This window comes from Pseudodesulfovibrio mercurii, from assembly GCF_000189295.2.
In the GTDB taxonomy this organism is placed as follows: Bacteria; Desulfobacterota; Desulfovibrionia; order Desulfovibrionales; family Desulfovibrionaceae; genus Pseudodesulfovibrio; species Pseudodesulfovibrio mercurii.
Map to the genome: position 1 here is coordinate 1,203,663 of NC_016803.1, position 26,550 is coordinate 1,230,212.

A 26,550-nucleotide genomic window follows, 5' to 3' on the forward strand; every position below is an offset into this window, starting at 1 on the left:
GGGCGACGGTTCTGGCGATGTCCGGCCCGGCCCGGAGCGTTTCCCCGTGACCGCGACCCGCTGCGCGGCCACCGTTCCGGCGGCCCAAAATGGAACGGGAGCGGCGGATACCCGCCGCTCCCGTAACCATATCAGAATAGCAAAGACTAGTTTTCTTCGACGGTGATGGCGTCGTTTTCGCAAACTTCGACGCAGGACTCACAACCGAGACATTCGTCCATGTTGACCGGAACGGCTTTGCCGTCCTGAAGCTCGTAGACTTCAACCGGGCAAACGTCCACGCATTCGCCGTCGCCGGTGCACTTGTCGGTGTCGATAGTGATAGTGTAGCCCATTTTTCCCTCCAGAGAATAATTTGGGATGCCCGCCGTATGCGGGTCTGTTTCTCGCGCTGCCCTTCAGGCCTTGGGCCCGGGCGAGACACGACATTTCAAAGTACGAATCCGGTCACGCGGGACCGGGCACGAACTTGCTGATATATTCATGCCCGCCGCGTGTCAAGCCATGAAAGCGCTTTTCAAAAGTCCTACAAAAACGTGACCTGCGATGACGGCTTGTGGTGCGGCCCGGAGTCGTTTACTCTTGCGGACCGAATAGCGATTCCAACCAGACGAGGTAGCCATATGTTCACCAAGGACGAATTGAAAAAATATGCCGAGACCCTGTGGTGGGGACTGTCCACCGCACGGACCAAACCGTATCAGCCGGGCGACTTCGTGCTCCTGCGCTTCGACCCGGACGCCCTGCCCCTGGCCGAGGCCATGTTCGACCTGCTCATGGACAAGGGCATCAACCCGATCCCGCGCCAGAACCTGTCCGCGCCCATGGAAGTCTCCTTCTACGGCAAGGGCAACGACGACCAGCTGACCGCCGTCGCCTCGGGCGACCGGGAATTCGTCGGCGGGCTCAACGGGCTCATCTCGCTCATCGCCCCGGCCTCCCTGACCCATCTCCAAAACATCGACTCCAAGCGCATCGGCCAGGCCGCCGTGGCCCGCAAGTTCATGCGCGACATCATGGAGAAGCGCGAACAGTCCGGCGACTTCGGCTGGACCCTGTGCATCTACCCCACCCCGGCCCTGGCCGAGGCGGCCAAGCTGTCCATGGCCGACTTCAAGGCCCAGGTGGTCAAGGCGTGCTACCTGGACGACGGCAACCCGCCCGCCCGCTGGAACGAGATCTTCGCCGAGGCCGAAAAGGTCAAGGCGTGGCTCAACGCGCTGTCCATCGAGCACCTGCGCATCCAATCCAAGGACACGGACCTGATCGTGGTCCCCGGCGAGCAGCGCCGCTGGCTCGGCGTGTCCGGCCACAACATCCCGTCCTTCGAGATATTCCTCTCCCCGGACTGGCGCGGCACCGAGGGCGTGTACTACGCCGACCAGCCCTCCTTCCGCTCGGGCAACTTCGTTGAGGGCGTGCGCCTGACCTTCGAAAAGGGCGTGGCCGTCAAGACCGAGGCCAAGACCGGCGGCGACTTCGTGGCCAAGCAGCTGACCCTGGACGAGGGGGCCAACCGGCTGGGCGAGTTCTCCCTGACCGACCGGCGCTTCTCCAAGATCAACGCCTTCATGGCCAACACCCTGTTCGACGAGAACTTCGGCGGGCCCCAGGGCAACTGCCACGTGGCCGTGGGCGCGTCCTACGCCGACACCTTCTCCGGCGACCAGTCCACCCTGGACGAGGCCAGAAAGAAGGAGCTCGGCTTCAACGACTCCGCCCTGCACTGGGACCTGGTCAACACGCAGCAGAAGACCGTCACCGCCACCCTCAAGGGCGGCGAGGAGCTGGTCATCTACGCGGACGGCGAATTCCGGTACGAATAGGACGCCGCCGCCCTTCCCTCCGGACCCCGTAGGCGCCGCTTCGCGGGACGGCGCCTCCGGGGAAGGAACGAGGGAAAGGGTTTGCCATTCCCGCGGTCGAAACGATACATCTACATCTGTTCATTGACGCCGCGCAGCGCGGGCCAACGCATAGAAGGGGAGTCCGGAGGCATTCTCATGAGCAAACGCAATATCTATCTGAAGACCATCCCGCCCGAAGAGGCCGTGGCCCTGGCCAAGGCCAACCTGGACCGCGACGCACTGCTCGGCACCGAGCGGATGCCCACCCACGAGGCGGCCGGACGGGTCACGGCCGGGCCCATCTACGCCCGGTACTCCTCGCCCACCTTCCACGCGGCGGCCATGGACGGCGTGGCCGTGACGGCCGAGTCCACCTTCCCGGCCCGCGAGGACGCGCCCGTGAGCCTGGACCTCGGCGAGGGGTTCGTCTTCGTCAACACCGGCAACCCCCTGCCCGAAGGCAAGAACGCGGTGGTCATGATCGAGAACGTGGTCCAGAAGGACGAGACCACCGTGCTCATCGACGCGCCCGCCTTCCCGTGGCAGCACGTGCGCCGCATCGGTGAGGACATCGTGGCCACGGAACTGCTCATCCCCCAGAATCGCGAGCTGACCCCGTCGGACATCGGCGCGCTCATCTCGGCGGGCATCTACGAGATCGAGGTCCGCGAAAAAGTCCGGACCATCTTCCTGCCCACGGGCGACGAGGTGCTGAATTTCCTGGACCGGCCCGAGCCGCGCGCCGGGCAGGTCATCGAGTCCAACTCCCAGGTCTTCCGAGCCTACGCCAAGGGCTGGGGCATCGACGCGGCCTGGGCCCCCCCGGTGCCGGACGACGAGGACGCCCTGCGCAACGCGGTCATGGACGGCCTGAAACAGGGCTGCCACATGGTCGTGGTCGGCGCGGGCTCCAGCGCGGGCAGCAAGGACTACTCCAAGAAGGTCTTCGAATCCATCGGCACGGTCCTGGTGCACGGCATCTCGGTCATGCCGGGCAAGCCCAGCCTGCTGGCCGTGACCGACGAGCGCAGCGGGTATCCGGGCAGGCTCCTGGTGGGCGCGCCGGGCTATCCGGTGTCGGCCATCGTCTGTCACGAAAAGATTCTCGCGCCCGTGGTCCACTGGCTCATGGGCAAGTCCACGCCCGAACGGCCCGAGGCGGACATCGTCCTGGCGCGCAAGACCCCGTCCCGACCGGGCATGCGCGAGGCCATCCGGCTGGCCGCCGGGCGCATCGGCGAAAACATCGTGGGCGCGCCCCTGGCGCGCGGCGCGGGCATGATCACGACCATGACCAAGGCCCAGGCCGTGACCTACATTCCCGAGGACGTGGAGGGCGTGGAACAGGGCGAAACGGTCAGGGCCGAGCTGCTGGTCCACAAGGGCGACCTGGACCGGGTGCTGGTCCATGTGGGCAGCCACGACAACACCCTGGATCTGTTGGCAAACGAGCTGATGGGCCTGTCCGAACCCCTGCGCCTGGTGTCGAGCCACGCCGGGTCCATGGGTGGTCTGACCGCCCTCAAGGCGGGCTCGGCCCTGTTCGCCGGAGCGCACCTGTTCGACCCCGAGACCGGGGACTTCAACTTTCCGTTCATCGAACGCTATCTCAAGGACATCCCGGTGACCGTGGTCAACCTGGCCATCCGCCACCAGGGGCTCATCGTGCCCAAGGGCAACCCGCTGTCCATCCGGGGCGTGAACGACCTGACGCGCGACGACGTGGTCTTCATCAACCGCCAGCGGGGGGCCGGGACGCGCATCCTGCTCGACCATCATCTGAAAAAGGCCGGGATCAGCCCGCGCGACGTGGCCGGGTACGAAAACGAGGAGTTCACCCACATGGCCGTGGCCGTGAACGTGCTCACGGGCGCGGCCTCCTGCGGGCTGGGCATCTACGCGGCGGCCAAGGCCCTGGACCTGGACTTCGTGCCCCTGGCCCACGAGCGCTACGACCTGGTCATCCCCGCAGCCTACGCGGACGACCCGCGCATCCTGACGCTGATCGAGATCATCAAAAAACCCGCTGTCCAGGCCAAAATCAAGGCCCAGGGCGGGTACGAGACGGACATGACCGGCCGGATCATGCGGCCGGGCATGGGATTGGGGCAGGACTAGATCAGGGAGGCGGTCCGGGCCTCCTCCTGGATGCGGACCTCCACGGCCTTGGGGCCGGTTTCCTCGTCGGCCAGGGTGAAGGTGACCTTTTCGCCGGGCTCCAGAGTCTGGAACCCGTCGCGGACGATCTCGGTGTAGTGGACGAAGACGTCCCTGCCGTCATCGCCGGTGATGAAGCCGAATCCCTTCTGTTCGTTGAACCAGGTCACTTCGCCCGTGTGTCGCATGATCGCCTCCGCATGCCGTGGCATGGATTTGTCCGACGATACCCGTTGGCCGGAGTCTTGGCAATGCACCCGCGACCCCGGCCCGACGAAGGAATCAGGAATTCTCCTCGCCGTCGTCCGCGTCGTCCGCGCGGTCCGGCTCGACCCCGTCCTTCTTCATCTGCTTGCGTTTGAGTTTTTCTTCTTTCTTCTTTTTCTTCGCCAACTCTTTCTGCCGCTTTTCGAACTGATAATTGGGCTTGGCCAAAACAACTCCCTGTTGAGGGTGACGGCCTCACGGCCGAAAAAAACAAAGCCCGTCCCTCCCTCGAGAGAGACGGGCAACGTTTGCCTTTGATGGCGTTCGCCGGACTACCAGCGGGGACGCGGCTCGCGGGGCTTGGCTTCGTTGACCTTCAGGTTGCGGCCGCCGAAGTCCTTGCCGTCCAGGGCCTCGATGGCATCCAGAGCGGCGGCGTCGTCGGCCATCTCCACGAAACCGAAACCGCGCGGGCGGCCGGTCTCACGGTCTTCGATCAGTTTGACGGAGGAAACCTGGCCGTGAGCCTCGAAAGCCGCGCGGACTTCGTCTTCGGTGGCGGACCAGGGCAGATTGCCGACATAGATATTCTTGGACATGTTATTCACTCCTGGTGAATGCTATATGATGCTTACGCATCGATCTAAATACAGAAGAAGCAGCGTACACGATGCGCACACTGCTCCTCGATATACCTGTTTCCTTTCCCCAGTCAGCGTCGGCCGGAATGGGGCCGTCCCAGTTGGGGTACGCTGACACACTTGTCGGCACAGTTGGCCAAAAACAAAAACAAGTCAAGGGGTTTTTACAAAATAAACCGGAATAATCCCCAAGGCTTCCACTCTCAGCGTCCGGACCGGGCCCTTTCGAACGCCTCTTTGTCGCCGCAAAAACGTTGCCTTCCGCCCGCCAACTCCATGATCCGATTGACCGCGGGCACCATGTCCTCGGCGTAATGAGAGACCATGATCAGCGGGGTTCCGGCCTCGGCCAGCCGCTCGATGAGCCGGAGCATCAGCGCCCTGGAGGCCGGGTCCAGACCGGACAGCGGCTCGTCCAGAAGAAGGAGTTTCGGGCCGGGGGCCATGGCCCTGGCCAGGAACACGCGGCGCTGCTGACCGTAGGACATGTGCCGCAGCCGCCGGGCGCCGAGCCCTTTGAGGCCCACCGCGTCCAGCCACAGCCCGGCCTCAATCCGCTCCCGGCTGGTGGGTTCCTCGAGCATGCCCACCGAGCCCCGGAACCCGGACATGACCGTCTCCTCGGCGGTCACCTCCCAGCCCAGTTCGCGGGCGTAGCCCGCCTGAAGCTCGGGCGAGACCACGCCGATGAGCGGCCGGGCCTCGTCCATGGTCATGCCGCCGAGCCGCTCCACCGTGCCCGTGCCCTTCTCGTCGTCGGCGTAGGGCGCGATCAGGCTCAGGATCAATTTCAGCAGGGTGGATTTGCCCGCTCCGTTCTCGCCGAGCACCAGCCAGTGCTCGCCGGGCAGGACCTCCCAGTCGATGTCGTCCAGGATGCGCCTGCCGTCGGCCACCACGGACACGCCTTTCATGCGCAGGAGAAAGTCGAACCGCTCGGGCGCGGGCGCGGGCGGCAGGTCGCAGGCGATCACGTCCGGGGCGGCCTCGGCCAGGGCGCGCACGGCCTGTTCGCGGGGCCCCTCGGCCAGGACCCGGCCGTGGTCCAGGGCCAGGGCGTGGCGCACGCAGCCGGGCAGGTCCCCGGTCCGGTGGGCGGCGCAGACCAGGGTGGTCCACTCCCCGGCCAGGTCGAGCAGCTCGACCACCTCGGCGCGCGAGGCCGCGTCCAGCCCGTCCAGAGCCTCGTCCAGGAGCAGGACGTCCGGCTCCGGGGCCAGGGCCCTGGCCACCAGGAGCTTGCGCACCTGGCCTGTGGAAAGTGTGCGCATCTCGCTCTCGGCCAGGTCGCGGATGGCCAGCCGGTCGATGACCGCGTCGGCCGCGGCCTCCTCCCCGGGCTCGGCCCGGTCGTACAGGATGGGGGTGTCGCAGAACCCGGCCAGGACCACGTCGCGGCCCTTCACCCTGGGGGTGTGCAGGAAGTAGAAGTCCTGCATGTCCGCCGAGACCAGGCCGATGCGCCTGCGCAGGCCGAGCACGGACCGCTGGGGCCCATCGCCGAAATCGTAGACGCGCTCCCCGCCGAGGTCCGGGGGGAACTCGCCGCGCAGCAGACGCAACAGGGTGGTCTTGCCCGCGCCGTTGCGACCGGTCACGGCCGTGTGGCGGCCGCGCTCCAGTTGCCAGGTCAGCGGACCGAGGAGCCGGTCGCCGTTGCGGGTGACGGTCACGTCCTTGAGGGAAATGAGTGGATTCATTCGGGGATTGTCTCCTTTCCCGGCCCGGCTGGCAACCCCCGACTTGTCATCATCCGCACCCCGGCCTATGCTTCGCCCCATGCCCGAAACCGTCGCCATCCTGCGGGTCCAGGAATACCGGTCCGAACAGCTCGGCCCGGCCGTGGACCGGCTCTTCGAGACCATCGGCTTCACGCCCGCGCCCGACGAGCGGGTGCTGGTCAAGCCCAACCTGGTCAACGGCAGCAATGCCGCCCACTGCACCACCCACCCCCAGGTCGTGCGGGCGGCCTGCGCCTGGCTCCTGGACCACGGCGCCCGCGTGACCGTGGCCGACTCCCCGGCCTTCGGCCCGGCGGCCTACGTGGCCCGCGCCTCGGGACTGGGCCCGGCCCTGGCGGACCTCGGCCTTTCGGTGCAGAGCCTGGCCCGGCCCGCGCCCCTCGGCCTGACCCTGGGCGGGACCATCGGCCTGTCCCGCGACGCGCTCGAGGCGGACCGCATCCTGAACCTGCCCAAACTCAAGGTCCACTGCCAGATGACCGTGTCCGGCGCGGTCAAGAACCTGTTCGGCTGCGTGGTCGGCTTCCGCAAGGCCTTCGCCCACCACCGGCTGGGGCACAGCCACGCGGTCTTCCGGTCCATGATCATGGACGTGTACCGCGCCCTGCCCAAGACCGTGCATCTCATGGACGCGGTCCACCCCATGCACCGGGACGGCCCCGTCAAGGGCGAGCCGTTCCCCCTGGGCATGCTGGCCGCCGCGAAAAACGGCGTGGCCCTGGACACCATGGCCTGCACCCTGCTCGGGCTGACCCCGGAGCGGGTCCCCCTGTGGGAGGAGGCCGGGCTCCGGGGCATGGACGGGGCGGACCCGGCGCTGCTCGACTACCCCCTGGACGCGCCCGGGACCTTCGACACGCACGGCTTCGTCCTGTCCGAGGAGCGGGAGCTGTCCTTCGCGCCCATGCGGCTTATCCGTGGCCGGGTGCGCAGCCTGCTGAAACATCTCGCAAAAAGCTGATCCCCCTTGCGCTTTGAGGGGTTGGGCGGTATGGACAACCATGCGGATGCGCCAGCGATTCACCATCACCGGCCAGGTACAGGGAGTGGGGTTCCGGCCCTTCGTCTACCGCATTGCCCTGGACCGGGGCGTGACCGGCTCGGTGAACAACTCGTCCGACGGCGTGCTCATCGAGATCCAGGGCGACGCCGGGCAGGTGGGCGGATTCGCCGAGGACCTGACCTCCAAGCTGCCGCCCCTGGCGCGCATCGTCACCCTGGATTCCGAACCCATGGAGCCCGTGGACGGCGAGGACGGGTTCATCATCCTCGAATCCACGCGCAAGTCCGGCCACTCCGTGCTCATCTCCCCGGACGTGGCCACCTGCCAGGACTGCCTGGACGACATGAACGATCCGGCCAACCGGCGCTACCGCTACCCGTTCACCAACTGCACCAACTGCGGGCCGCGCTACACCATCACCCGGTCCATCCCCTACGACCGGCCCCAGACCTCCATGGCCCGGTTCACCCTCTGCCCCGAGTGCGCGGCCGAGTACACGGACCCCCTGGACCGGCGCTTCCACGCCCAGCCCAATGCCTGCCCGCGCTGCGGCCCGCGCACCTGGCTGACCGACCGCGACGGCCTGGTCATCGCCCAGGGCGACGAATCCCTGCGCCGCCTGGCCCGCGAGCTGGCCGACGGGCGCATCGCCGCGGTCAAGGGGCTGGGCGGATTCCACCTGGTCTGCGACGCGGGTTCCCGGCGCACCGTGGCCCGGCTGCGCGAACGCAAGCACCGGCCGGACAAGCCGTTGGCCGTGATGGTCCCGGACATGGCCACGGCCCGGCGGCTGGCCCTGGTCTCCCAGGCCGAGGAGGAATGGCTGACCGGCATCCGGCGGCCCATCGTCCTGACGGCCAAGAAACGCCCCTTCCCCCTGGCCCGTTCCGTGGCCCCGGACACGGATTTCGTCGGGCTGATGCTGCCCTACACCCCGCTGCACCACATCCTGCTCCACGACTACGCCGAGCTGAAAGGTCCGGAGGCGGCCCTGGTCATGACCTCGGGCAACATGAGCGCCGAGCCCATCTGCCTGGACAACGACGAGGCCCTGGAACGCCTGGCCTCCATCGCGGACATCTTTCTCTTCCACAACCGGGACATCCTCATCCGCACGGACGACTCCGTGGTCCGAGTCAATCCGGCCACGGGCGCGCCCGTGTTCATGCGCCGGGCGCGGGGCTTCGTGCCCACCCCGGTCTTCCTGCCTGCCAAGGGCGAAACGGTCCTGGGCGTGGGACCGGAGCTGAAGTGCACCCTGACCCTGACCAAGGGGGACCAGGCCTTCTCCAGCCAGCACATCGGCAACATGTCCAACCTGGAGACCCTGGAATTCCACAACGAGATCCGCGCCCACCTCGAGGACATCCTCCAGGTGAAGCCCAGGCTCATCGTCCGCGACCTGCACCCGGACTACATGACCACCGCCCTGGCCGAGGAGCTGGGCCGCAAGCGGGGACTGCCCGTGGCCGCCCTGCAGCATCACTACGCCCACATCCACGCGGTCCTGGCCGAGAACAGGTTCGAGGGCCCGGTCATCGGCCTGGCCCTGGACGGCACGGGCTTCGGCGAGGACGGGACCATCTGGGGCGGCGAGTGCCTGCTGGTGGACCCGACGACCCTGGACCACCAGCGGCTGGCCCACTTCACGCGCTTCCGGCTGCCCGGCGGCGAGGCCGCGGTCCGCGAGCCGTGGCGCATCGCCCAGGCCGCCCTGTGGGAGTTGGGCGTCCGGGAGCCCGGCGCCTACGCCTGGCCGTGGCTGAACCAGTTCGCGGCCGAGAGCCGTTTCCTGCCCCAGGTCCTGGAAAAGGGCATCAACGCGCCCCGGACCTCCAGTTGCGGGCGGCTGTTCGACGGCGTGGCCGCCCTGTGCGGCCTGGCCTCGACCATCACCTACGAGGGCCAGGCGGCCATCCTCCTGGAACGGGCCCAGGACATGGACGAGGCCGGGGCCTACCCCTGCCCGCTCAAGTCCGACGACCCCGTGGCCCTGGACACCCTCTCCCTGGTGGCGGCCGCGCTCGACGACCTGGAGCGGGGCGAGCCCGTGGGCAGGATCGCCCGCCGCTTCCACCGGGGGCTGATCAACGGCCTGACCGAGATGGCCTTCTCCTTTTCCATGCTCCTGGACATCCACCACGTGGCCCTGTCCGGCGGGGTCATGCAGAACCTGACCCTGGCGAGCGAATTGCCGCTGGCCCTCGAAGGCGCCGGTCTGATACCCTTGGTCCATACCCAGCTGCCGCCCAACGACGGGTGCATCTCCCTGGGCCAGGCGGCCTGGGGCATGCGCAAGCTGCTCAACGAACCCTAGGGAGGGACCATGTACCGGATTCCGACGCTGCTGACCGTGCTCATCCTGCTGCTCGGCGCGTCGCCGCTCCGGGCCGCCCCGTTCTGCGATCCGCCGGTCCTGACCGCCGTGGCCATCGAGGAGCGCACCCCCGGCTTCACGGTGGACGCCGAATACCCCGTGCTCTGCCGGGCCGAGCCCAGCCGGGTCATCCGCGACTTCGTCTCCAACACCATCTTCGATTTCAAGAAGGTCGATCCGGGCCACGACCTGAGCGTGTTCCCGCACCCCTACGAGTTGCTCACGCGCTACGCGGTCTGGCCCACGGCCGAAGGCCGCTTCGTCTCGGTCAAGCTCCACGTCATGGCCTATACCGGCGGGGCCCACCCCAACAACTGGCCCATGACCTGGGTCTTCGACATGGCCGACGGCGGGGAGATCACCCTGAACCGCCTGTTCCCGGACCGCGAGGCCGCCCTGGACCGGGTCTCGGCCCTGTGCCGAAAGGTCCTGTCCGCCTCCCTCGGGGGCATGCTCGTGCCGGACATGCTCGACGCGGGCGTGCGGCCCGTGGAGGACAACTTCAAGCGGTTCATCCTGACCGGGGAGGGCGTGGCCTTCTTCTTCGCGCCCTACCAGGTGGCCCCCTACGCGGCGGGCGAACAGGTCGTGACCATCCCCTTCGACCACCTGGGCGGACTGATCGCCCCCAACATCGCCGCCGCCGTCCGGGCGGAGTAGCCGAAACGCAAAAAAAAGGGCCGGGGAGTCTCCCCGGCCCGTTGATTTCTTCCGCAGCGAAGGACTAGATGGTCACGCGGTTGACGCCCTCGATACGGTTCAACGCCTCGCGGACCTCCTCGGTGGGCCGGGCGTGGACCATGTACACGGTCTGGACCTGTTCGCCGAGCTTGCGCGAGTTGTTCTCGCGGATGTTCACGCCCATCTCGCCCATGAGGGTGCCGAACTTGCCGAACATGCCGGGCTTGTCCTCGTGGGTGATGAAGATGGTGAAGACCTCGGTGCCCTCCTCCTCCACGGTCTCGCCCACGTTCACGGAGTTGCCGTACTCGCCGCGCTTGAGGTAGCCGGTGACCACCTCGGCGATCTCGAGCCCGGTGCGGATGCCCGCGTTGTTGGTGGACGCGCCCAGGTGCGCGGACATGACGATGTTGTCCAGCTCCTGGAGCTTGTTGACGAAGGGCAGCCCCTCGCGCTTGGGCTCGGTCTCGTAGCAGTCCAGCGCCGCGCCCGCGATCTGGCCGGTCTTGAGGGCGTGATACAGGGCGTCCTCGGACACGTTCTTTCCGCGCGAGGCGTTGACCAGGAAGGCCGTGTCCTTCATCTGGGCTAATTCCTCGGTGTTGATGACCGGCTCGGTGCCGCCGCAGTGCAGGGACACGAAATCGGACATGCCGAGCAGCTCGGGGATGGAGTCCACGTAGGTCAGGGGCGCGTCGATGGAGCGGTAGAGATCGTAGCCCACGACCTTCATGCCCAAGGCCCCGGCCTTGGCCGCCAGAGCCTGGCCGATGCGGCCGCAGCCGATGACGCCGAGCGTCTTGCCGAAGAGCTCCACTCCCTTGAACCGCTTCTTGTGCCAGGTGCCGCCCATGAGGGTGCGGTGGGCGAAGGGAACCTTGCGGGCGATGGCGAACATCAGCCCCAGGGCGTGCTCGGCCGTGGCGTTGGTGTTGCCGTTGGGCGCGAACTTGACGATCACGCCCAGCTCCTTGGCCGCCTCCAGGTCGATGTTGTCCGTGCCCACGCCGCCCCGGCCGACGATCTTGAGCTTGCCCCCGTCCCGCACCCCGGCCTCGAGCAGGGCCCGGGTGACCTTGGTGGCGGAACGCACGAGCAGGGCGTCGAAGGAGCCGATCTCGCTCATGAGGTCGTCCTCGTCGCGCTTCTCGGTCTCCACGATGAAGCCCTGCTGTTTCAAGTACTTCTGCGCCTCTTCGACGAGGCCGTCATTGGCAAGTATCCGCATAGTCACTTCCCCTTGATATGCTGAATTGTCGGACGTTGTGAGCTTCCCTAGATCAAATGGCGCTTCCTCAAATCGGTTGAAGTGTTGTGAAGTGGACCAAGGCCACCGAGGTCCCGGTTAGAGCTTCTTCAGCTCGGCTTCGAGCGTGCCGAGGTATTCGGTGAGCATGTCGGGCGTGATGTCGCCCATGTGGCCCACGCGGAAGACCAGGCGGCGGCCCGCCTCTTCCAGCTGATTGTTCAGCTTCATGTAGCCCGGGTCCATGAGGTACCCGTGACCGCGCATCGCCTCCTTGACCGTGCCCTTGAGCTGCGCGGCGGTCACGCCCTCGGGGCAGAGCACGGTGGACATGGTGGGCGAGCGGTAGCCTTCCGGGGCGAACATGTCGAAGCCGTCGAGCCCGGCGACCCATTTCTCGACGATGCCGCGCATCTCGGCGTGCCGCGCGAAGCGGCGTTCGATGCCTTCCTCATTGACGATGCGGTCGAGCTGATACCACATCATGTTGACCAGGGTGGTGTTGGGGGTGGTCAGGGTCTGGTTCTTGCGCGCCCGGTCCAGGTGCTTGATGATGTCGTGGTGATGGCCCTTGTTGGTCACCCTTGCGGCCTTTTCCTCGGCCTCCTTGGAGACGAAACCGATGCCGAACCCGGCGGGCAGGGCCAGGGACTTCTGGGTGGCCGTGGAGTACATGGCGGCCCCGGACTCGGACAGGGCTATGTCCGCCCCGCCGAAGATGGACACGCCGTCCACGAGGGGCATGGCCCCGTAGCGGCGGATGAGCGAGCAGATGGCCTTCATGTCGTTGACCACGCCGGTGGAGGTCTCGTTGTGGGTGAAGGAGACCACCTGCGGCTTGAGCTCCTTGAGCTTGTCCTCGAGCACGTTCAGGTCGATGGCCCGGCCGTAGTCGAACTTGAGGTTCTCGGCCTTCTTCCCGTTGCTGGCGGCGATGTTGTAGTACATGTCGCCGAAGGAGCCTACGGACACGTTCAGGATGGTCTCGTCCTCGGCCACCAGGGAGCGGACCGAGGCCTCCATGGCCGTGGAACCGGAGCCCAGGCACAGGATGGGCTCGTAGTCGTCGCCGCACCCGGCGAGCTTGCGCAGGTTCTCGCGGATGGGCACGAAGCGCAGGTCGTTCTCCTTGTCGCGATGCCCGAACTCGGGCAACAAGCCCGCTTCCTTGACATCCTGCCGGATGTAGGTCGGCCCGGTGATGAACAGTTTCAAAGGCGCAAAATTCGGCTTGCTCATAGTCTCTACCCTTCGGTGATTGTGACGGAAAAGAAAAGTCGGCCCCATACCATAAAAAATGTTTTCGATCAGTATAACGGGAGGGGCCGAAAGGCAAGACGGACCGGGATGGGCCCCGATCCCACGGCAGCGCCCGGTTTCCGGGGCTTTCGGGCGTATGGGCACAGTGGCCCGGAGGGGCCGGACGGGCCGCTTGAACGGTCCGTTCCGAGTGAATATACCCCTCAATTTATAATATCTCCATTCTATCCTGAGGAAGAGACTGTGCCCCGTGAGGCCTAGTTCGGCCAATTCTCATTCATTGCCAATCCAGAGAAGGGGGCAGATCCATGTTGAAGAATCTTCGCCTGGGCGTGAAGCTGGGCATCGGTTTTGGAATCGTCCTGGTGCTGACGGCCGCCATCGCCGTCGTCAGCTTCCTGGGCATGTCGAGCGTGCGGGATCGCGTTGACAAGGCGGACGACGCCAACCGGCTTGTCCGCTTCATTCTCGAAGGGCGCATTCAGGAAAAGAATTTCATGCTCCGGGGCGACGCCAAGAATCTTGAGGCCCACGCCGCGGTCCTCAAGAATCTCTTTGCCCAGGCGGCCGCGACCAGCGACAAGTTCGCCAACCAGGCCAACAAGGACCAGATGACCGCCACCGCCACGGCGGTCAAGGAATACGAAAAGGCCTTTGCCGACTACACGGCCCTGGAGAAAAAGAAAAACGACAACCTGGCCGGGATGCGCGAGAGCGCCAACACGGCCCTGAAACTGGCCGAGGCGCTGCGCAGCGAACAGAAGGGGCAGTTCTCCGCCCTGCTCGCCTCGGGCACGGCCCCCCGGTCCGATCTGGAGGCCAAGCTGGCCAAGGCGGACGACGCCAACCGGATCATCAAGCTGCTCCTGGACGCGCGCAAGAACGAGAAGGAATACATCGTCTCCGGGAACGGCACCTACCATGACGCCAACCTGGAGGACATGCGCAACATCCTGTCCCTGACCACCGACCTGGAGACCCGCTTCAACGACCAGCGCAATCTGGATCAGCTCAAGCGCGTCGCCGAGGCCGTGACCAACTACAGGAAGGGATTCGAGACCTTTTACCAGTGCGTGCAGAGCCAGACCATGGCCGAGGACGCCATGGTCAAGGCCGCCCGAACCGCCGACGAGGTCTGCCGCCAGGCGCGCGCCGAGCAGAAGCAGGCCATGCTCGACGACATGGCCTTGGCCAACCTCCTGGGCATGAGCGCGGCGGGCGCGTCCCTGCTCATCGGCCTGGCCGCCGCCATTCTCCTGACCCTGTCCATCACCCGGCCCGTGGCCAAGGGCGTGCGCTTTGCCGAAGGCATGGCCGACGGCGACTTCACCCGCATGCTGGACGTGGACCAGAAGGACGAAATCGGCGTGCTGGCGGCGGCCCTGAACAACATGGTCGTCAAGCTGCGCGAGGTGGTTCAGACCGTGGGCGAGGCCTCGGAAAACATCGCCTCGGGCAGCGAGGAGCTTTCCGCCTCGGCCGAATCCCTGGCCCAGGGGGCCACGGAACAGGCCGCGGCCATCGAGGAGGTCTCGTCCTCCATGGAGCAGATGGCGGCCAACATCGGCCAGAACGCCCACAACGCCCGGCAGACCGAGGACCTGGCCAACAAGGCGGCCGACGACGCCCGCGAGAGCGGCGAGTCCGTGGTCAAGACCGTGGAGGCCATGAACAGCATCGCCGAAAAGATCTCCATCATCGAGGAAATCGCCCGGCAGACCAACCTCCTGGCCCTGAATGCGGCCATCGAGGCGGCCCGGGCCGGGGAGCACGGCAAGGGATTCGCCGTGGTCGCGGCCGAGGTGCGCAAGCTGGCCGAACGCAGCGGCGTGGCCGCGGCCGAGATCAGCGAGCTGTCGAGCAGCAGCCTGGCCGTGGCCGACAAGGCCGGGCGGATGCTGCGTCAGCTGGTGCCCGACATCGAAAAGACCGCCTCCCTGGTCCAGGAGATCACCGCGTCGAGCAACGAGCAGAACGCGGGCGCGACCCAGATCACCCAGGCCATCGGGCAGCTGGACCAGGTCATCCAGCAGAACGCCTCGGCCTCGGAGGAGATGGCCTCCACCAGCGAGGAGCTCTCGGCCCAAGGCCAGGAGTTGCAGTCCACCATGGCCTTCTTCAACGTGGGCGACGGCCCGACCGTTCAGATCCATGCCGCCCCGGCCCGCCCCCGGCCCCTGCCCGGCGCGACCCGCTCCGCCCGGCAGTCCCCCCCGGCCCTGGACCAGGGGACCGAGGGCTTCGAACGGTTCTAGCCGGACGCGACCGACACGCATGACGGGGCGCGGCATCCATGACGGGTGCCGCGCCCTTTTTCCGGTTTTTGTGAACTTGCCATTCGGGCCAAAAGGTCTTACTCCTCTTCCCTTCAACGACCACCCATGGAGTAATAAGACATGGCCCAGCTTGGACCCCATATATCGATCTCGGACGAACAGCTTATCACCCGCGCCTTCGGGGTGGTGGACATGGAGCAGTTTCAGCACTGGCCCGAAAAGGTCAAGAAACTCGCCTCGAACCTGGCCGCCGAGCTGTTCCTGGTGCGCTACAACCCGTTCATCGACCCGGAGCTGGTGCGCACGGCCGTGGACCGGCGGCTGAACATGTCCCGGCCCATGCTCGACCGGGAGTTCGCCACCATCCTGACCAAGGGCATCGAACTGTTCTGGGAGCGCCACGGCCGCGAGATGGCCTTCCGCGACGAGATCATCGCCCGGCTCAGGAAATTCATGCCCGAGGACGCCATCGGGGACGAGGCCCACTCGCGCATCGAGTCGGCCACGGACGCCACGGACCTGCGCATGGAGCTGCCCATGCTCGTGCTCTTTCCCGAGAACGAGGCGCAGATCCAGGGGATCGTCAAGCTGGCCAACGAGATGCGCTTCGGGGTCATCCCGCGCGGCGGCGGCACGGGCGCGACCGGCGGGGCCATCCCGGCCGAGGCGCGCTGCGTGATCCTGTCCCTGTCCCGCTTCAAGGACATCCTGAACATCGACCCCGAGGCGCGGACCATGACCGCCCAGTCCGGGGTGATCACCCTGAACGCCATCCAGGCCGCGGCCAAGAAGGGACTGCTCTTCACCGTGGACCCGGCCTCCAAGGCGGGCTCGTCGCTCGGCGGCAACATCTCGGAAAACGCGGGCGGGCCCTTCGCCTTCGAATACGGCACGACCATCGACAACATCCTGAGCTACCGCATGGTCCGGCCCGACGGCTCGCTCATCGAGGTCCGGCGCAAGGACCATCCGCGCCACAAGATCTATCCCTTCGACACGGCCGTGTTCGAGATTCTGGACGAGAAGGGGCGGCTCACGGACACGGTCACCCTCAAGGGCGACGAGATACGCGGCCCCGGCCTGGGCAAGGACGTGTCCAACAAGTACCTGGGCGGCCTGCCCGGCGTGCAGAAGGAAGGCACGGACGGGATCATCACCACGGCCACCTTCGTCTGCTACCCCACCCTGGCCCACTCCCGGGTCCTCTGCCTGGAATTTTTCGGCCGCTCCATGGGCAACGCCATGCTGGTCATCAAGGATGTGGTCGCCATGCGCGACGCCATCCGCGAGGAGGGCGACCTGGTCAAGATATCGGCGCTGGAGGAGTTCGGGCCCAAGTACGTCCAGGCCATCGAGTACCAGACCAAGTCCACCCAGTACGAGGGCGACCCCATCTCGGTCATCATCATGCAGCTCGACTCGGACGACAAGGAGGCCCTGGACGCGGCCTGCCAGACCGTCCTCGCCCTGGCCCAGCCCTACGACGGCGTGGACATCTTCGCCGCCCGCGACGAGCGCGAGGCCGAGCTGTTCTGGGAGGACCGCCACAAGCTGTCCGCCATCGCCCGGCGCACCTCGGGGTTCAAGATCAACGAGGACGTGGTCATCCCCATGGAGGTCATCCCGCAGTTCTCGGAATTTCTCGAGGACCTGAACCTCGTCTACCTGGCCAAGATTTACTCGGCCACCCTGGACAAGGCCGTGGACCTGGAGGGGGTCAACCCCGACGACGCGGACGTGAAGGAGGCGCGCGGGCGCATCCGGGCCATCCTGGACGGCGAAATCACCTCCCGCGACGTCTCGGACGTGGAGCAGGAGGCCCAGTGCCGGTTCCTGTTCCTCAAGCTGCGCGACACCTACCCGAAGCTCGACCGCGAGATCAAGGCGCTGTGGCAGGAGCTGCAGCTCAAGCGCATCGTCATCGCCAACCATATGCACGCGGGCGACGGCAACTGCCACGTCAACCTGCCGGTCAACTCCAACGACGCCGAAATGCTGGCCGCCGCCCACGAGGCCGCGGACACGGTCATGTCCAAGGTCCTGGAGATGGGCGGCCAGGTGTCCGGCGAGCACGGCATCGGCATCACCAAGATCGGCTTTCTGAGCGACGAAAAGATCAAGGCCCTGGCCGAATACCGCAAGGTCGTGGACCCCAACGGGGTCTTCAACCCCGGCAAGCTCACGTCCCGGACCCTGCCGAGCACGCCCTTCACCTTCTCCTTCAACCGGCTCATCCAAGACCTGGACGGCACGGCCCTGAAGGACAAGGAGGCCCTCATGGGGCTCCTGAAGAACATCCAGACCTGCACCCGTTGCGGCAAGTGCAAGCAGGTCTGCCCCATGTACCAGCCCGCGCGCGGGCTCATGTACCACCCGCGCAACAAGAACATCGCGCTCGGCGCGCTCATCGAGGGCATCTACTACTCGCAGATCCAGACCGGCGAGCCCGCCCATGAACTGATGAAGGAACTGCGCGACCTCATGGACCACTGCACGGCCTGCGGCAAGTGCCAGGCCGCCTGCCCGGTCAAGATCGACTCGGCCGGGGCCGCCCTGTCCATGCGCTCCTTCCTCGACTCCAAGGGCAAGTCCGGCCACCCGCTCAAGCAGATCGTGCTGCGCAACCTGGCCAAGAACCCGGCCCAGACCCTGCCCGTGGCCGCCAAGGTCCTGTCCGTGGGCCAGTCCATCCAGGACAAGACGCTGGGCATGATCCCGGCCCGCTGGCTGTCGCGCATCCAATCGCCCGTGGTCAAGCACCACAGCCCGAACATCGACTACCACAACCTCTCGGAAAGACTGCACCTGGAACTGGGCTCGGTCTTCCGGAACCCGGGCGCGGAACGCGACCAGACCGTGCTCTACTTCCCGGGCTGCGGCGCGTCCCTGTTCTCCCGGTCCATCGGCATGGCCTCGGTCTACCTGCTGCTCAAGAGCGGGGTGAACGTGGTCCTGCCCGACCACCACATGTGCTGCGGCTACCCCCTGCTCGCCTCGGGCTGCGAGGAGGCCTACAAGACCAACCGCCACCGCAACCTCCAGGAATTCCTGGACCTGCTGGTCAAGACCGGCAAGGCGGGGCTCAAGGCCACCACCCTGCTCACGGCCTGCGGCACCTGCCGCGAGTCGCTGGAGACCTACGACTTCTCCTCGGAGCTGGCCGACCCGCTCAAGCACCTGGACGTGGTCCAGTTCCTCATGGAGCGGCTGCCCGCCGTGCGCCAGTCCGAACCGGTCCTGTACCACTCGGCCTGCCACATGGAGTGGACCGGCGTGCCCAAGCTCAAGGCCCCGGAGATGTACCGCGCGGCCCTGGCCGAACTGACCGACACGGACGTGGGCCTGTCTCCGGGCTGCTGCGGCGAGTCCGGCCTGGGGGCCATGACCAGCCCGGCCATCTACAACCGGCTGCGCGAGCGCAAGCAGGAACAGCTGCGCGAGGACCTCGGCTTCGACCGGGAGCGCCCCGTGGTGGTCGGCTGCCCGTCGTGCAAGATCGGCATCAAGCGGTCCCTGCTCCAGATGAAGCGGCCCAACCGGGTGCTGCACGCCGTGGAGTACCTGGCCGAGTGCGTGGGCGGCCCCAAGTGGGAAAAGGAACTCCGGCAGCTCCTGGACCGCGTGGAGCGCAAGGGGGCGTGACCCATCGGCGCGTTGACCGCACTTCCCCGGCGGTGTAGACATTGCTCATAGAGGAGCAATGATGAGCATATACGCCCGATTGATCACGTCCGTCTTCGTCCTGCTCGGCCTGATCTGCTTTGCCGCCTACCTACGCCGCAGGGAGTTCATCAAGGAGGAGCACGGCGGCATCTTCGCCAAGCTCGTCACCCACGCCACCCTGCCCGCGCTCATCTTCACCTCCCTGGCCCGGACCACCATCGTCTGGTCCGAGGCCTGGCTGGCCCTGATCATGGTCGTGGCGGAACTGTTCGCCCTGTCCCTGGGCTGGGTGGGTGCCCGGCTCCTGCGCCTGGACCGGCCCTCCACCGGGGCGTTGATCCTGGTCTCCGGATTCGGCAGTTCGTCGCTGCTGGGCTATGCGCTGATCAGCCAGGTCTTTCCCGGCAACACGGCGGCCATGACCGAGGCCGTGGTGGTCTCCGAGATCGGCGTGGGCCCGCTCCTGTTCACCCTGGGCACCATGATCGCCATCTATTACGGCAACGAGGACGCGGGTAGGGACGCTCGGCTCAAGGCGGCCCTCGAATTCTTCCGCTCGCCCATCTTCATATCCGTGGCGGCGGGCCTGATCTGGGCCTGGTTCAAGCTGCCCACCGAAGGTCCGGTCATGGGGGCGATCATCCAGGCCCTGGACCTGGCCGGAGCGGCCAACACCATGATGGTCACCCTGCTGGTGGGCCTCCTGCTGCATTTCAAGGGCATCTGGGCCGTGGCCCTGCCCGGACTGGCCGTGGCCGCCAACAAGCTGATCCTCAAGCCGCTGATCATCTGGCTGCCCACCCTGGCCATGTCCGTGCCTTCCTGGGAGGTGCAGATTCTCATCCTGGAGGCGGCCATGCCCTCGGCCCTGCTGACCGTGGCCCTGTCCCGAACCTACGGGTGCAACGCGGGGCTGGCCTCGCGCATGGTCTTCCTGACCACGGCCCTGGGCGCGGTGACCATCCCGATCATGTTCGAACTGCTCGGCTAGGCCCCGGGAGGCGGCCATGGACAGCAACGGCGTGAAGGAACTGCTCGGGCGGCGGAACAACTTCGCCAACCACGCGGGCGTGGAGATGATCTCGGTCTCGCCCGGCGCGGCCGTCTGCCGCCTGGCCGTGGGCGACGAGCACCTGAATCCCTTCGGCACGGTCAACGCCGGGGCCATCTACACCCTGGCCGAGACCGCCTTCGGCGCGGCGGCCAACGGGCACGGCAACGTCACCTTGGCCGTGAACCTGTCCATCGCCTACCTCAAGCCCGCCACGGGCAAGCTGCTCACGGCCAAGGCCCTGGAGCTGTCCGCCGGGGGGCACATGGCCACCTACTCGGTCCGGGTGACGGACGAGACCGGCGCGCTCGTGGCCGACGTCCAGGCCATGGGCTACCGCACCAAGATCCCCCTGGAGGAGGTCTAGATGCGGGCGCTGGGCATAGACTTCGGCCTGAAACGCGTGGGGCTGGCGGTCAGCGACCGCACCGGCACCCTGGTCTCGCCGCTGAAGACCCTGGAGCGCACCACGCGCCAGGCTCTCTTTGACGAACTGACCGAAATCATTCATGATGAAGCCATCGAGGCCGTGGTGGTCGGCCTGCCGCTGGCCCTCAGCGGCGAGGACACCCTGACCACTCGGCAGGCCCGCAACTTCGCCGAGAGCCTGGGGAGAAGGATCGACGCGCCCGTCCACCTCATGGACGAGCGGCTGACCTCGGCCCAGGCCGAAGAGGAACTCAACGCCGCCGGACTGCGCGGCGCAAAACGCAAGGCCGCCCTGGACAGCCAGGCCGCCGTGGTCATCCTACGCTCATGGCTCGATTCCGCCGCTATATCCTGATCGTCACGGTCCTGCTGGCCGTTCTCGCCGGACTCGGCGCGGGCGGGTACAGGTGGTACAAGGCGTGGCAGGAGGACAAGTTCCTGACCACCCCGCCCGAGACCCCCGGCCGCGAAATCCTGTTCCGCGTGGAGCCGGGCCAGATATTCACCACCATCGCCGCCAACCTCAAGGCCGAGGGGCTGATCACCGACACCCGCCGCTTCTACGGCCTGGCCGTGCGCACGGGCAAGGGCTCGGCCGTGCGGGCGGGCGTGTTCCGGCTGTCCACGGGCTGGGTGCCGGAGCGCGTCCTGACCGAACTGACCTCGTCCTCCGGCGTCCTGCGCCGGGTGTCCGTGCGCGAGGGGCTGACCTGGTGGCAGACCGGCGGGATCATCGAGGAGGCGGGCCTGGGCGACGCCAAGGGATTCGCCGCGGCCGTGGCCGACCCCGCGCTGCTGGCCGCCCACGGCATCGAGGCCCGCGACGCCGAGGGGTACCTCTTCCCCGAGACCTACCTGCTGACCCCGCCCAAGGACCACCCGTCGCGCCACATGGCCGAGGTCATGATCCGAGAATTCCTCAAGAACGCGCAGAAGGTCTGGCCGCAGGGGCTGCCGCCCTTCGAGGAGTTGCACAGGACCGTGATCCTGGCCTCCCTGGTGGAGAAGGAGACCGGCGACGTGACCGAGCGGGCGCGCATCGCCGGAGTGTTCCGCAACCGGCTCAAAAAGCACATGCTCATGCAGTGCGACCCCACGGTCATCTACGGCCTGGGCCCGAACTTCGACGGCAACCTGAGGAAGAGCGACCTGCAGGACCGGGACAACCCCTACAACACCTACGTGCACCCCGGCCTGCCGCCCGGCCCCATCTGCTCGCCCGGCCTGGATTCCCTCCTGGCCGCGGCCCATCCCGAGGAGCACGGGTATCTCTATTTCGTGGCCAAGGGCGACGGCTCGCACCAGTTCAGCAAGACCCTGGAGGAGCACAACCGGGCCGTGCGCCGGTACCAGATCCGGCGCGACCGCTCCAACTATCGTTCCACCAGGCAGTGACATGTCCTGTCTTGGCGTTGCGGGTCCTTCATTTTTTCTATAGGTTACACTGGTACGCGTGATGGAGATATGGGGGAGTACAATGCGGCCGAAATTGATCTACACACTGCTGGCGGGCCTGATCCTGTGCCTGTGCATGGTCTCGACGAGCCTTGCCCAGGACGCCACCGTGGTCCGGCGCGCGGCCTTCGACATCGGCTCGGCGGCCATCAAATGCATCATCGCGGACGTGGACCTCTCCACCGGGCTCATCGTCAAGACCGTGGACACCCTGTCCGAAAAGGTCGATTTCGCCGAGGACCTGGCCCGCTCCTATGACGGCAACCTGAGCAAGGAAGTCATGGCCGAGGGCATCCAGACCCTGGAAAAGCTCAAGGCCGTGGCCGTGGAAAAGAACGCCCTGGAGTACTCCGCCGTGGGCGGCCGCATCTTCCAGAAGGCCCAGAACGGACGGGCGTACTTCGTGCGCATCCGCCAGGAGACGGGCATCCCCTCGCGGGTCATCTCCGAACAGCAGGCGGCCATGCTCAGCTACCACGCCGTGCGCCAGGAGCTGGACGACAAGACCGAGGACCTCCTGGTCTGGGACATCGGCGGCAACTCCATGCACATGACCATCCGCAAGCCGGACGGCGGGCTGCTCTTCTACATCGACCCCATGGCCTCGGTGGCCTGCAAGAACGTGGTCATCCGGACCATCCAGAAAAAGGACATCAACACCACGGCCAGCCCCAACCCGGTCAGCGCCGAGGAAGTGGCCCAGGCCCTGGCCTACATCCGGGCCCACGCGACCATCACCGTGCCCCGGTACATCGCCGACCAGGTCGCCCACCCGGGCCTGACCGTGGCCGGCATCGGCGGGGTCCACTACTATTCCGTGCCCGAGGTCCTGGGCGGGCGCAAGGCCGTCTACACCCGCGACGAGGTGGCCGCGGCCCTGAAAAAATGGACCGGCAAGTCCGACAAGGACTTCGACAGCGAGTACGCCGAGAGCCGGTTGACCAACCTCATCCTGGTCCTGGGCTACATGGACGCCCTGGGCATCAAGGAAGTGCGCCCGCTGAAGATCAACCAGGCGGACGGGCTGTTCGCGGCCCGCGAGTTCTGGTAGGCCGCGCCTAACGCAGGGGCGCTCCCAACCTGTCCGCCCAGTCGGGCGCGTCCAGGTCGCCGGGCAGGTAGATGTACCCGGCCCTCCCCGTTATCCGTTCCCGCCTGACCGGCCCGAGCCAGCGAGAATCGTAGCTGTCCTCGCGGTTGTCGCCCATGAGGAAATATTCGTCCGGCCCCAGGACGACCGGCCCGAAGGTGTCGCGCAGGGGCAGGAAATCCTCCTTGGAGTGGAACACGTAGGGCTCGTTCAGGGGCGTGCCGTCGATGAAGACCTTCCGCTCCCGGATCTCCACGGTCTCGCCGGGCAGCCCCACCACCCGCTTGACGAAGTCGCGCCCATTGGTCTCGGGCAGGGAGAAAATCACGATCTCGCCCCGCTCAAGCGCGTCGCCGGGCTCCAGGACCTCGACCATGAAGTGGTCGCCCACCCGGATGGTCGGCAGCATGGACGCGGACGGCACCTGGTAGGCCATGAAGAACCAGCCCTTGACGATCTGTTCGAAGACCGCGCCCGAGCCCAGGCTGACGGCCAGGCAGAGAAGGTAGACCCACCACCGGTTGCACGGCTTGAGGGTGTAGCCGGAAAGCCTGCGCGCCGTGGCGAAGGCCTCGCCCGCCGCGAACAGGTTGTAGCCGAGCAGGATGGACACGCACAGCAGCATGGCCGCGAAATCCGCCCAGAACAGGATCATGAACAGGGCCAGGATGATCTCGGCCACGTAGAAGCCCACGCCCTTGCGCCACTGGCCGTTGTAGACCTGGCCCAAGCCCACGGCCACCAGGGAAAGGACCATGGCCAGCCACGGGTTGCGGGGCTTTTCGCGTAGCGCGTTCAGGGGTTGCGTCTCGGCCATGCCGTCATCCTCCCGGTCAGTCGCTGACCAGCTTGTGCAGTTTGTCCCCGACCTTGAGCCCGTGGCCCGTGAACATGGTCACCACGACCTCGTCACGGGGCGCGGTCCGGACGTATTCGGCGGCCCCGGCCGCCACCGCCGCAGAGGTGGGCTCGATGCAGAACCCCTTGCGCCCCATGTCGCGGAAGGCCGCCAGGATGGCCTCCTCGGACACGGCCAGGCAGACGCCGCCCGTGTCGCGCACGGCCCGGAGCATCTGCTCGCCGCGCATGGGCAGGGCGATGGCGATGCCCTCGGCCAGGGTCGGTTCGGAGGACGCCTGGGCCACCGTGGCCGCGCCCGCCTCAAAGGCCGCGCAGAGCGGTGCGCAGCGGGCGGACTGCACGGCCACCAGTTTGGGCACGCGGTCGATGAGCCCCATGGCCTTCAACTCGGTGAAGCCGATGTGCGCCCCGAGCAGCAGGGTGCCGTTCCCGGCGGGCAGGACCACGGTGTCCGGCGCGCGCCAGCCGAGCTGTTCGACGACTTCAAAGGCGAAGGTCTTGGTGCCGTGAAAGAAGAACGGGTTGTACACGTGGCTGGCGTAGTAGCGGTCCTCGGCCGCGGCCATGCAGGCGGCGGCCGTGTCCTCGCGGGTGCCGGGCACGGGGTTGAGCTCGGCCCCGTAGAGTTCGATCTGGCCGAGCTTGCCCGGCGAGTTGTCGGCGGGCACGAAGATGCGGCAGCGGATGCCCGCCTTGGCCGCGAAGGCCGCCACGGCGCAGCCCGCGTTGCCGGACGAGTCCTCGACCACGTCGGTCACGCCGATGTGCGCGGCCATGGCCATCATGACCGCCGCGCCCCGGTCCTTGTACGAGCCGGTGGGGAAGAGCTGCTCCTGCTTGACCAGCACGTTGCGCCCGCCCAGGTCCACCTCGAGCATGGGGGTGAACCCCTCGCCCAGGGTCAGCTCCGCGCCCTCGGGCACGGGCAGCGCCTCGCGGTAGCGCCACAGGGTGGCGGGCCGCCCGGCCACCTCGGCCGGGTCCAGGCGCGGAGAAAATTCCAGGTCCAGCAGCCCGCCGCAGTCGCAGCGCCAGCGCGGAACCATGACGTCGAAGGCCAGGCCGCAGTCGCGGCAGACGAACCGGGTCATGCGCTCGCCCCCTCGTCCACGGCGGCCACGCACTCGATCTCCACCAGGAAGCCGTGGTGCAGGTCGCGGGTCGGAACCACGGCCCTGGCGGGCTTGTGGCTGCCGAAGAACTCGGCGTAGACCGCGTTGACCCGGTCCCACAGGCCGATGTCCGCGACGTAACAGGTGCACTTGAGCACCCGTTGGCGGGTGGTCCCGGCGGCGCGCAGGACCGCGTCCACGTTGGCCAGGGCCTGCCGGGTCTGCTCCTCGACGTCGCCGAGCAGCTTCTCGCCCGAGGCCGGATCCACGGGGAGCATGCCCGAGACCCAGACCAGGCCGCCGTGCGCGACGCCCTGGGAATAATGCCCCGCCGGGGGCGGACAATCCGGGGTGGATACGTACTTCATGGAGACTCCTTTTCTGAGGCCAACCGTGCCAGATTCCGACACGTTTGGCTAGAAGGAGCCGAAATCAGGCGGCCGGAATGTAGTCGCGGCCCAGGCGACAGCCGCGCGCCCCGAGAAAGGCGGCGATCTCCTCGCGCGCGCCCCTGCTGGCCACGTAGGGGAGGCAGAACCCCTCGCCCGGACCGGGGATGTCCATGCGATCCCGTACCGGGACGCCGTGGACCCGGTGGCCGATCTTGTTCGGGTCCACGTCGTAGTAGGCCGCGAACTCGATGCCGTGCGCCCGGAGCAGGTCGGCGCGCTTGCGGGTGGTCCGCCCGGAGCCGAGGATGTGGACCACCGGGTGGTGCGGGTTGTTGCGCGCAAGCCAGCGGGCCAGGTACTCGGTCTTGATGCGGTAGAAGGCGTCCACGTCGTAGCGCGGGTGGGTGCGCGACAGCCGGTCCGGCAGGTCGTTCCAGACGAGCAGCTCGGCGTCCGCCTTGAGCATGCGGACCCCGCCCTCCAGCCAGCGCAGGAGCAGGTCGTAGTCCTCGGGAAAGTCGCCCTCACGGTAGGGGCCGTGCGTCTCCAGGCAGTCGCGCCGGAACATGATGGACGGGTTGGGCACCGGGAACTCCACGAACCGGTTCAGGCTGATGGCCTCGTGGGTCAGCAGGGTGTTGGTCCAGTCCACGTAGTGGGCGTACCCCCGGCAGCGGCTGCGGCTGCCGCCGAAGCGCACCCGGCAGCCCACCAGGCCGACCTCCGGGTGGTCGTCCAGAAGCCCGGCCTGGACCGCCAGACGGCCCGGCAGAGATTCGTCGTCGGCGTCCATACGGGCGATGTAGGTCCCCCGCGCCGCCTCGATGGCCGCGTTGGCCGCTCGGATGACCCCGCCGTGGGGAATGGACAGGAAGCGGACGCGGGAATCCCGGCGCGCGTATTCGGCCAGGATTCCCGCAGTGTCGTCGCTTGAACCGTCGTCCACGGCCACCACCTCGAAGTCCGCGCCCTCCTGAGCCAGGAGCGAGTCGAGCGCTCCGGCCACGGTGTCCCCGCAGTCAAAGCAGGGCATGGTCACGGATATCCGGGGCGCGGCCAC

General features: G+C 67.1%; 23 protein-coding genes. 12 read left to right on the top strand and 11 right to left on the bottom strand.

What is annotated here, in order from left to right; genetic code table 11:
• Positions 1 to 146: 146 nt before the first annotated feature.
• Positions 147 to 335, bottom strand: coding sequence for a ferredoxin (locus DND132_RS05655; RefSeq protein ID WP_014321745.1), 189 nt, complete (start codon positions 333 to 335; stop codon positions 147 to 149).
• A 288-nt stretch (positions 336 to 623) separates the two neighbouring features.
• Here DND132_RS05655 and DND132_RS05660 point away from each other — a divergent pair, with 288 nt between their 5' ends.
• Positions 624 to 1,826, top strand: coding sequence for an aminopeptidase (locus DND132_RS05660; RefSeq protein WP_014321746.1), 1,203 nt, complete (start codon positions 624 to 626; stop codon positions 1,824 to 1,826).
• 177 nt (positions 1,827 to 2,003) lie between these two features.
• The gene (locus DND132_RS05665; protein ID WP_014321747.1) at positions 2,004 to 3,965 is read left to right on the top strand and encodes a molybdopterin biosynthesis protein; all 1,962 of its coding nucleotides are present in this window, start codon (positions 2,004 to 2,006) and stop codon (positions 3,963 to 3,965) included.
• Here the strand turns inward: DND132_RS05665 and DND132_RS05670 are convergent.
• The 4 genes from DND132_RS05670 to DND132_RS05680 all read right to left on the bottom strand — a co-directional run bounded on the left by DND132_RS05670 (position 3,962) and on the right by DND132_RS05680 (position 6,552).
• Positions 3,962 to 4,192 (bottom strand): cold-shock protein, encoded by a 231-nt coding sequence (locus tag DND132_RS05670; protein WP_014321748.1) that lies wholly within the window; start codon positions 4,190 to 4,192, stop codon positions 3,962 to 3,964. The two genes, DND132_RS05665 and DND132_RS05670, sit on opposite strands and share 4 nt — an antisense overlap.
• Positions 4,193 to 4,286: 94 nt before the next feature.
• Entirely contained in the window at positions 4,287 to 4,439 is a 153-nt protein-coding gene (locus DND132_RS18440; protein WP_014321749.1) for a hypothetical protein, read from the bottom strand.
• A 104-nt stretch (positions 4,440 to 4,543) separates the two neighbouring features.
• On the bottom strand, positions 4,544 to 4,810 hold the full coding sequence (locus DND132_RS05675) for an RNA recognition motif domain-containing protein (protein ID WP_014321750.1): 267 nt from the start codon (positions 4,808 to 4,810) through the stop codon (positions 4,544 to 4,546).
• Between the two features lie 245 nt (positions 4,811 to 5,055).
• Positions 5,056 to 6,552 carry an ATP-binding cassette domain-containing protein gene (locus DND132_RS05680; protein WP_014321751.1) on the bottom strand — a complete coding sequence of 499 codons (1,497 nt, stop codon included), beginning with the start codon at positions 6,550 to 6,552 and terminating at the stop codon, positions 5,056 to 5,058.
• A gap of 79 nt (positions 6,553 to 6,631) precedes the next feature.
• On the opposite strand from DND132_RS05680, the gene DND132_RS05685 reads away from it, so the two are divergent.
• The 3 genes from DND132_RS05685 to DND132_RS17540 are packed head-to-tail and all read left to right on the top strand — an operon-like array spanning position 6,632 to position 10,634.
• Positions 6,632 to 7,555 carry a DUF362 domain-containing protein gene (locus tag DND132_RS05685; protein ID WP_014321752.1) on the top strand — a complete coding sequence of 308 codons (924 nt, stop codon included), beginning with the start codon at positions 6,632 to 6,634 and terminating at the stop codon, positions 7,553 to 7,555.
• Between the two features lie 40 nt (positions 7,556 to 7,595).
• Positions 7,596 to 9,914, top strand: a complete 2,319-nt coding sequence (gene hypF, locus DND132_RS05690; protein ID WP_014321753.1) for a carbamoyltransferase HypF — start codon at positions 7,596 to 7,598, stop codon at positions 9,912 to 9,914.
• Positions 9,915 to 9,923: 9 nt separating this feature from the next.
• Positions 9,924 to 10,634, top strand: a complete 711-nt coding sequence (locus DND132_RS17540; RefSeq protein WP_014321754.1) for a DUF3298 and DUF4163 domain-containing protein — start codon at positions 9,924 to 9,926, stop codon at positions 10,632 to 10,634.
• Positions 10,635 to 10,698: 64 nt separating this feature from the next.
• On the opposite strand, the gene DND132_RS05700 is transcribed toward DND132_RS17540, so the two are convergent.
• A complete protein-coding gene (locus DND132_RS05700) occupies positions 10,699 to 11,883 on the bottom strand; it encodes an NAD(P)-dependent oxidoreductase (protein WP_014321755.1) in 1,185 nt (394 codons plus the stop codon).
• Between the two features lie 117 nt (positions 11,884 to 12,000).
• The gene (locus tag DND132_RS05705) at positions 12,001 to 13,140 is read right to left on the bottom strand and encodes a pyridoxal-phosphate-dependent aminotransferase family protein (protein WP_014321756.1); all 1,140 of its coding nucleotides are present in this window, start codon (positions 13,138 to 13,140) and stop codon (positions 12,001 to 12,003) included.
• 329 nt (positions 13,141 to 13,469) lie between these two features.
• On the opposite strand from DND132_RS05705, the gene DND132_RS05710 reads away from it, so the two are divergent.
• From DND132_RS05710 to DND132_RS05740, 7 genes are all read left to right on the top strand, one after another.
• The gene (locus tag DND132_RS05710) at positions 13,470 to 15,416 is read left to right on the top strand and encodes a HAMP domain-containing methyl-accepting chemotaxis protein (protein WP_014321757.1); all 1,947 of its coding nucleotides are present in this window, start codon (positions 13,470 to 13,472) and stop codon (positions 15,414 to 15,416) included.
• 141 nt (positions 15,417 to 15,557) lie between these two features.
• Complete coding sequence (locus tag DND132_RS05715; protein WP_014321758.1) at positions 15,558 to 19,079, top strand: FAD-binding and (Fe-S)-binding domain-containing protein; 3,522 nt, start codon at positions 15,558 to 15,560, stop codon at positions 19,077 to 19,079.
• A 61-nt stretch (positions 19,080 to 19,140) separates the two neighbouring features.
• Positions 19,141 to 20,091, top strand: a complete 951-nt coding sequence (locus DND132_RS05720) for an AEC family transporter (RefSeq protein ID WP_014321759.1) — start codon at positions 19,141 to 19,143, stop codon at positions 20,089 to 20,091.
• 16 nt (positions 20,092 to 20,107) lie between these two features.
• The gene (locus DND132_RS05725; protein WP_014321760.1) at positions 20,108 to 20,518 is read left to right on the top strand and encodes a PaaI family thioesterase; all 411 of its coding nucleotides are present in this window, start codon (positions 20,108 to 20,110) and stop codon (positions 20,516 to 20,518) included.
• Positions 20,519 to 20,935: a Holliday junction resolvase RuvX gene (ruvX, locus tag DND132_RS05730; RefSeq protein ID WP_014321761.1), complete on the top strand. Its 417-nt coding sequence runs from the start codon at positions 20,519 to 20,521 to the stop codon at positions 20,933 to 20,935. It begins immediately after the preceding gene.
• A complete protein-coding gene (mltG, locus tag DND132_RS05735; protein ID WP_014321762.1) occupies positions 20,908 to 21,975 on the top strand; it encodes an endolytic transglycosylase MltG in 1,068 nt (355 codons plus the stop codon). Before ruvX ends, mltG begins: the two co-directional genes overlap by 28 nt.
• A gap of 82 nt (positions 21,976 to 22,057) precedes the next feature.
• Positions 22,058 to 23,086: a Ppx/GppA phosphatase family protein gene (locus DND132_RS05740; RefSeq protein WP_014321763.1), complete on the top strand. Its 1,029-nt coding sequence runs from the start codon at positions 22,058 to 22,060 to the stop codon at positions 23,084 to 23,086.
• 7 nt (positions 23,087 to 23,093) lie between these two features.
• Here DND132_RS05740 and lepB read toward each other — a convergent pair whose 3' ends face one another.
• The 4 genes from lepB to DND132_RS05760 all read right to left on the bottom strand — a co-directional run bounded on the left by lepB (position 23,094) and on the right by DND132_RS05760 (position 26,550).
• Positions 23,094 to 23,942 carry a signal peptidase I gene (gene lepB, locus DND132_RS17545; RefSeq protein WP_014321764.1) on the bottom strand — a complete coding sequence of 283 codons (849 nt, stop codon included), beginning with the start codon at positions 23,940 to 23,942 and terminating at the stop codon, positions 23,094 to 23,096.
• Positions 23,943 to 23,958: 16 nt separating this feature from the next.
• Complete coding sequence (locus tag DND132_RS05750) at positions 23,959 to 25,077, bottom strand: threonine synthase (RefSeq protein ID WP_014321765.1); 1,119 nt, start codon at positions 25,075 to 25,077, stop codon at positions 23,959 to 23,961.
• A complete protein-coding gene (locus DND132_RS05755; RefSeq protein ID WP_014321766.1) occupies positions 25,074 to 25,466 on the bottom strand; it encodes a RidA family protein in 393 nt (130 codons plus the stop codon). Before DND132_RS05755 ends, DND132_RS05750 begins: the two co-directional genes overlap by 4 nt.
• Before the next feature lie 64 nt (positions 25,467 to 25,530).
• A complete protein-coding gene (locus tag DND132_RS05760) occupies positions 25,531 to 26,550 on the bottom strand; it encodes a glycosyltransferase family 2 protein (protein ID WP_014321767.1) in 1,020 nt (339 codons plus the stop codon).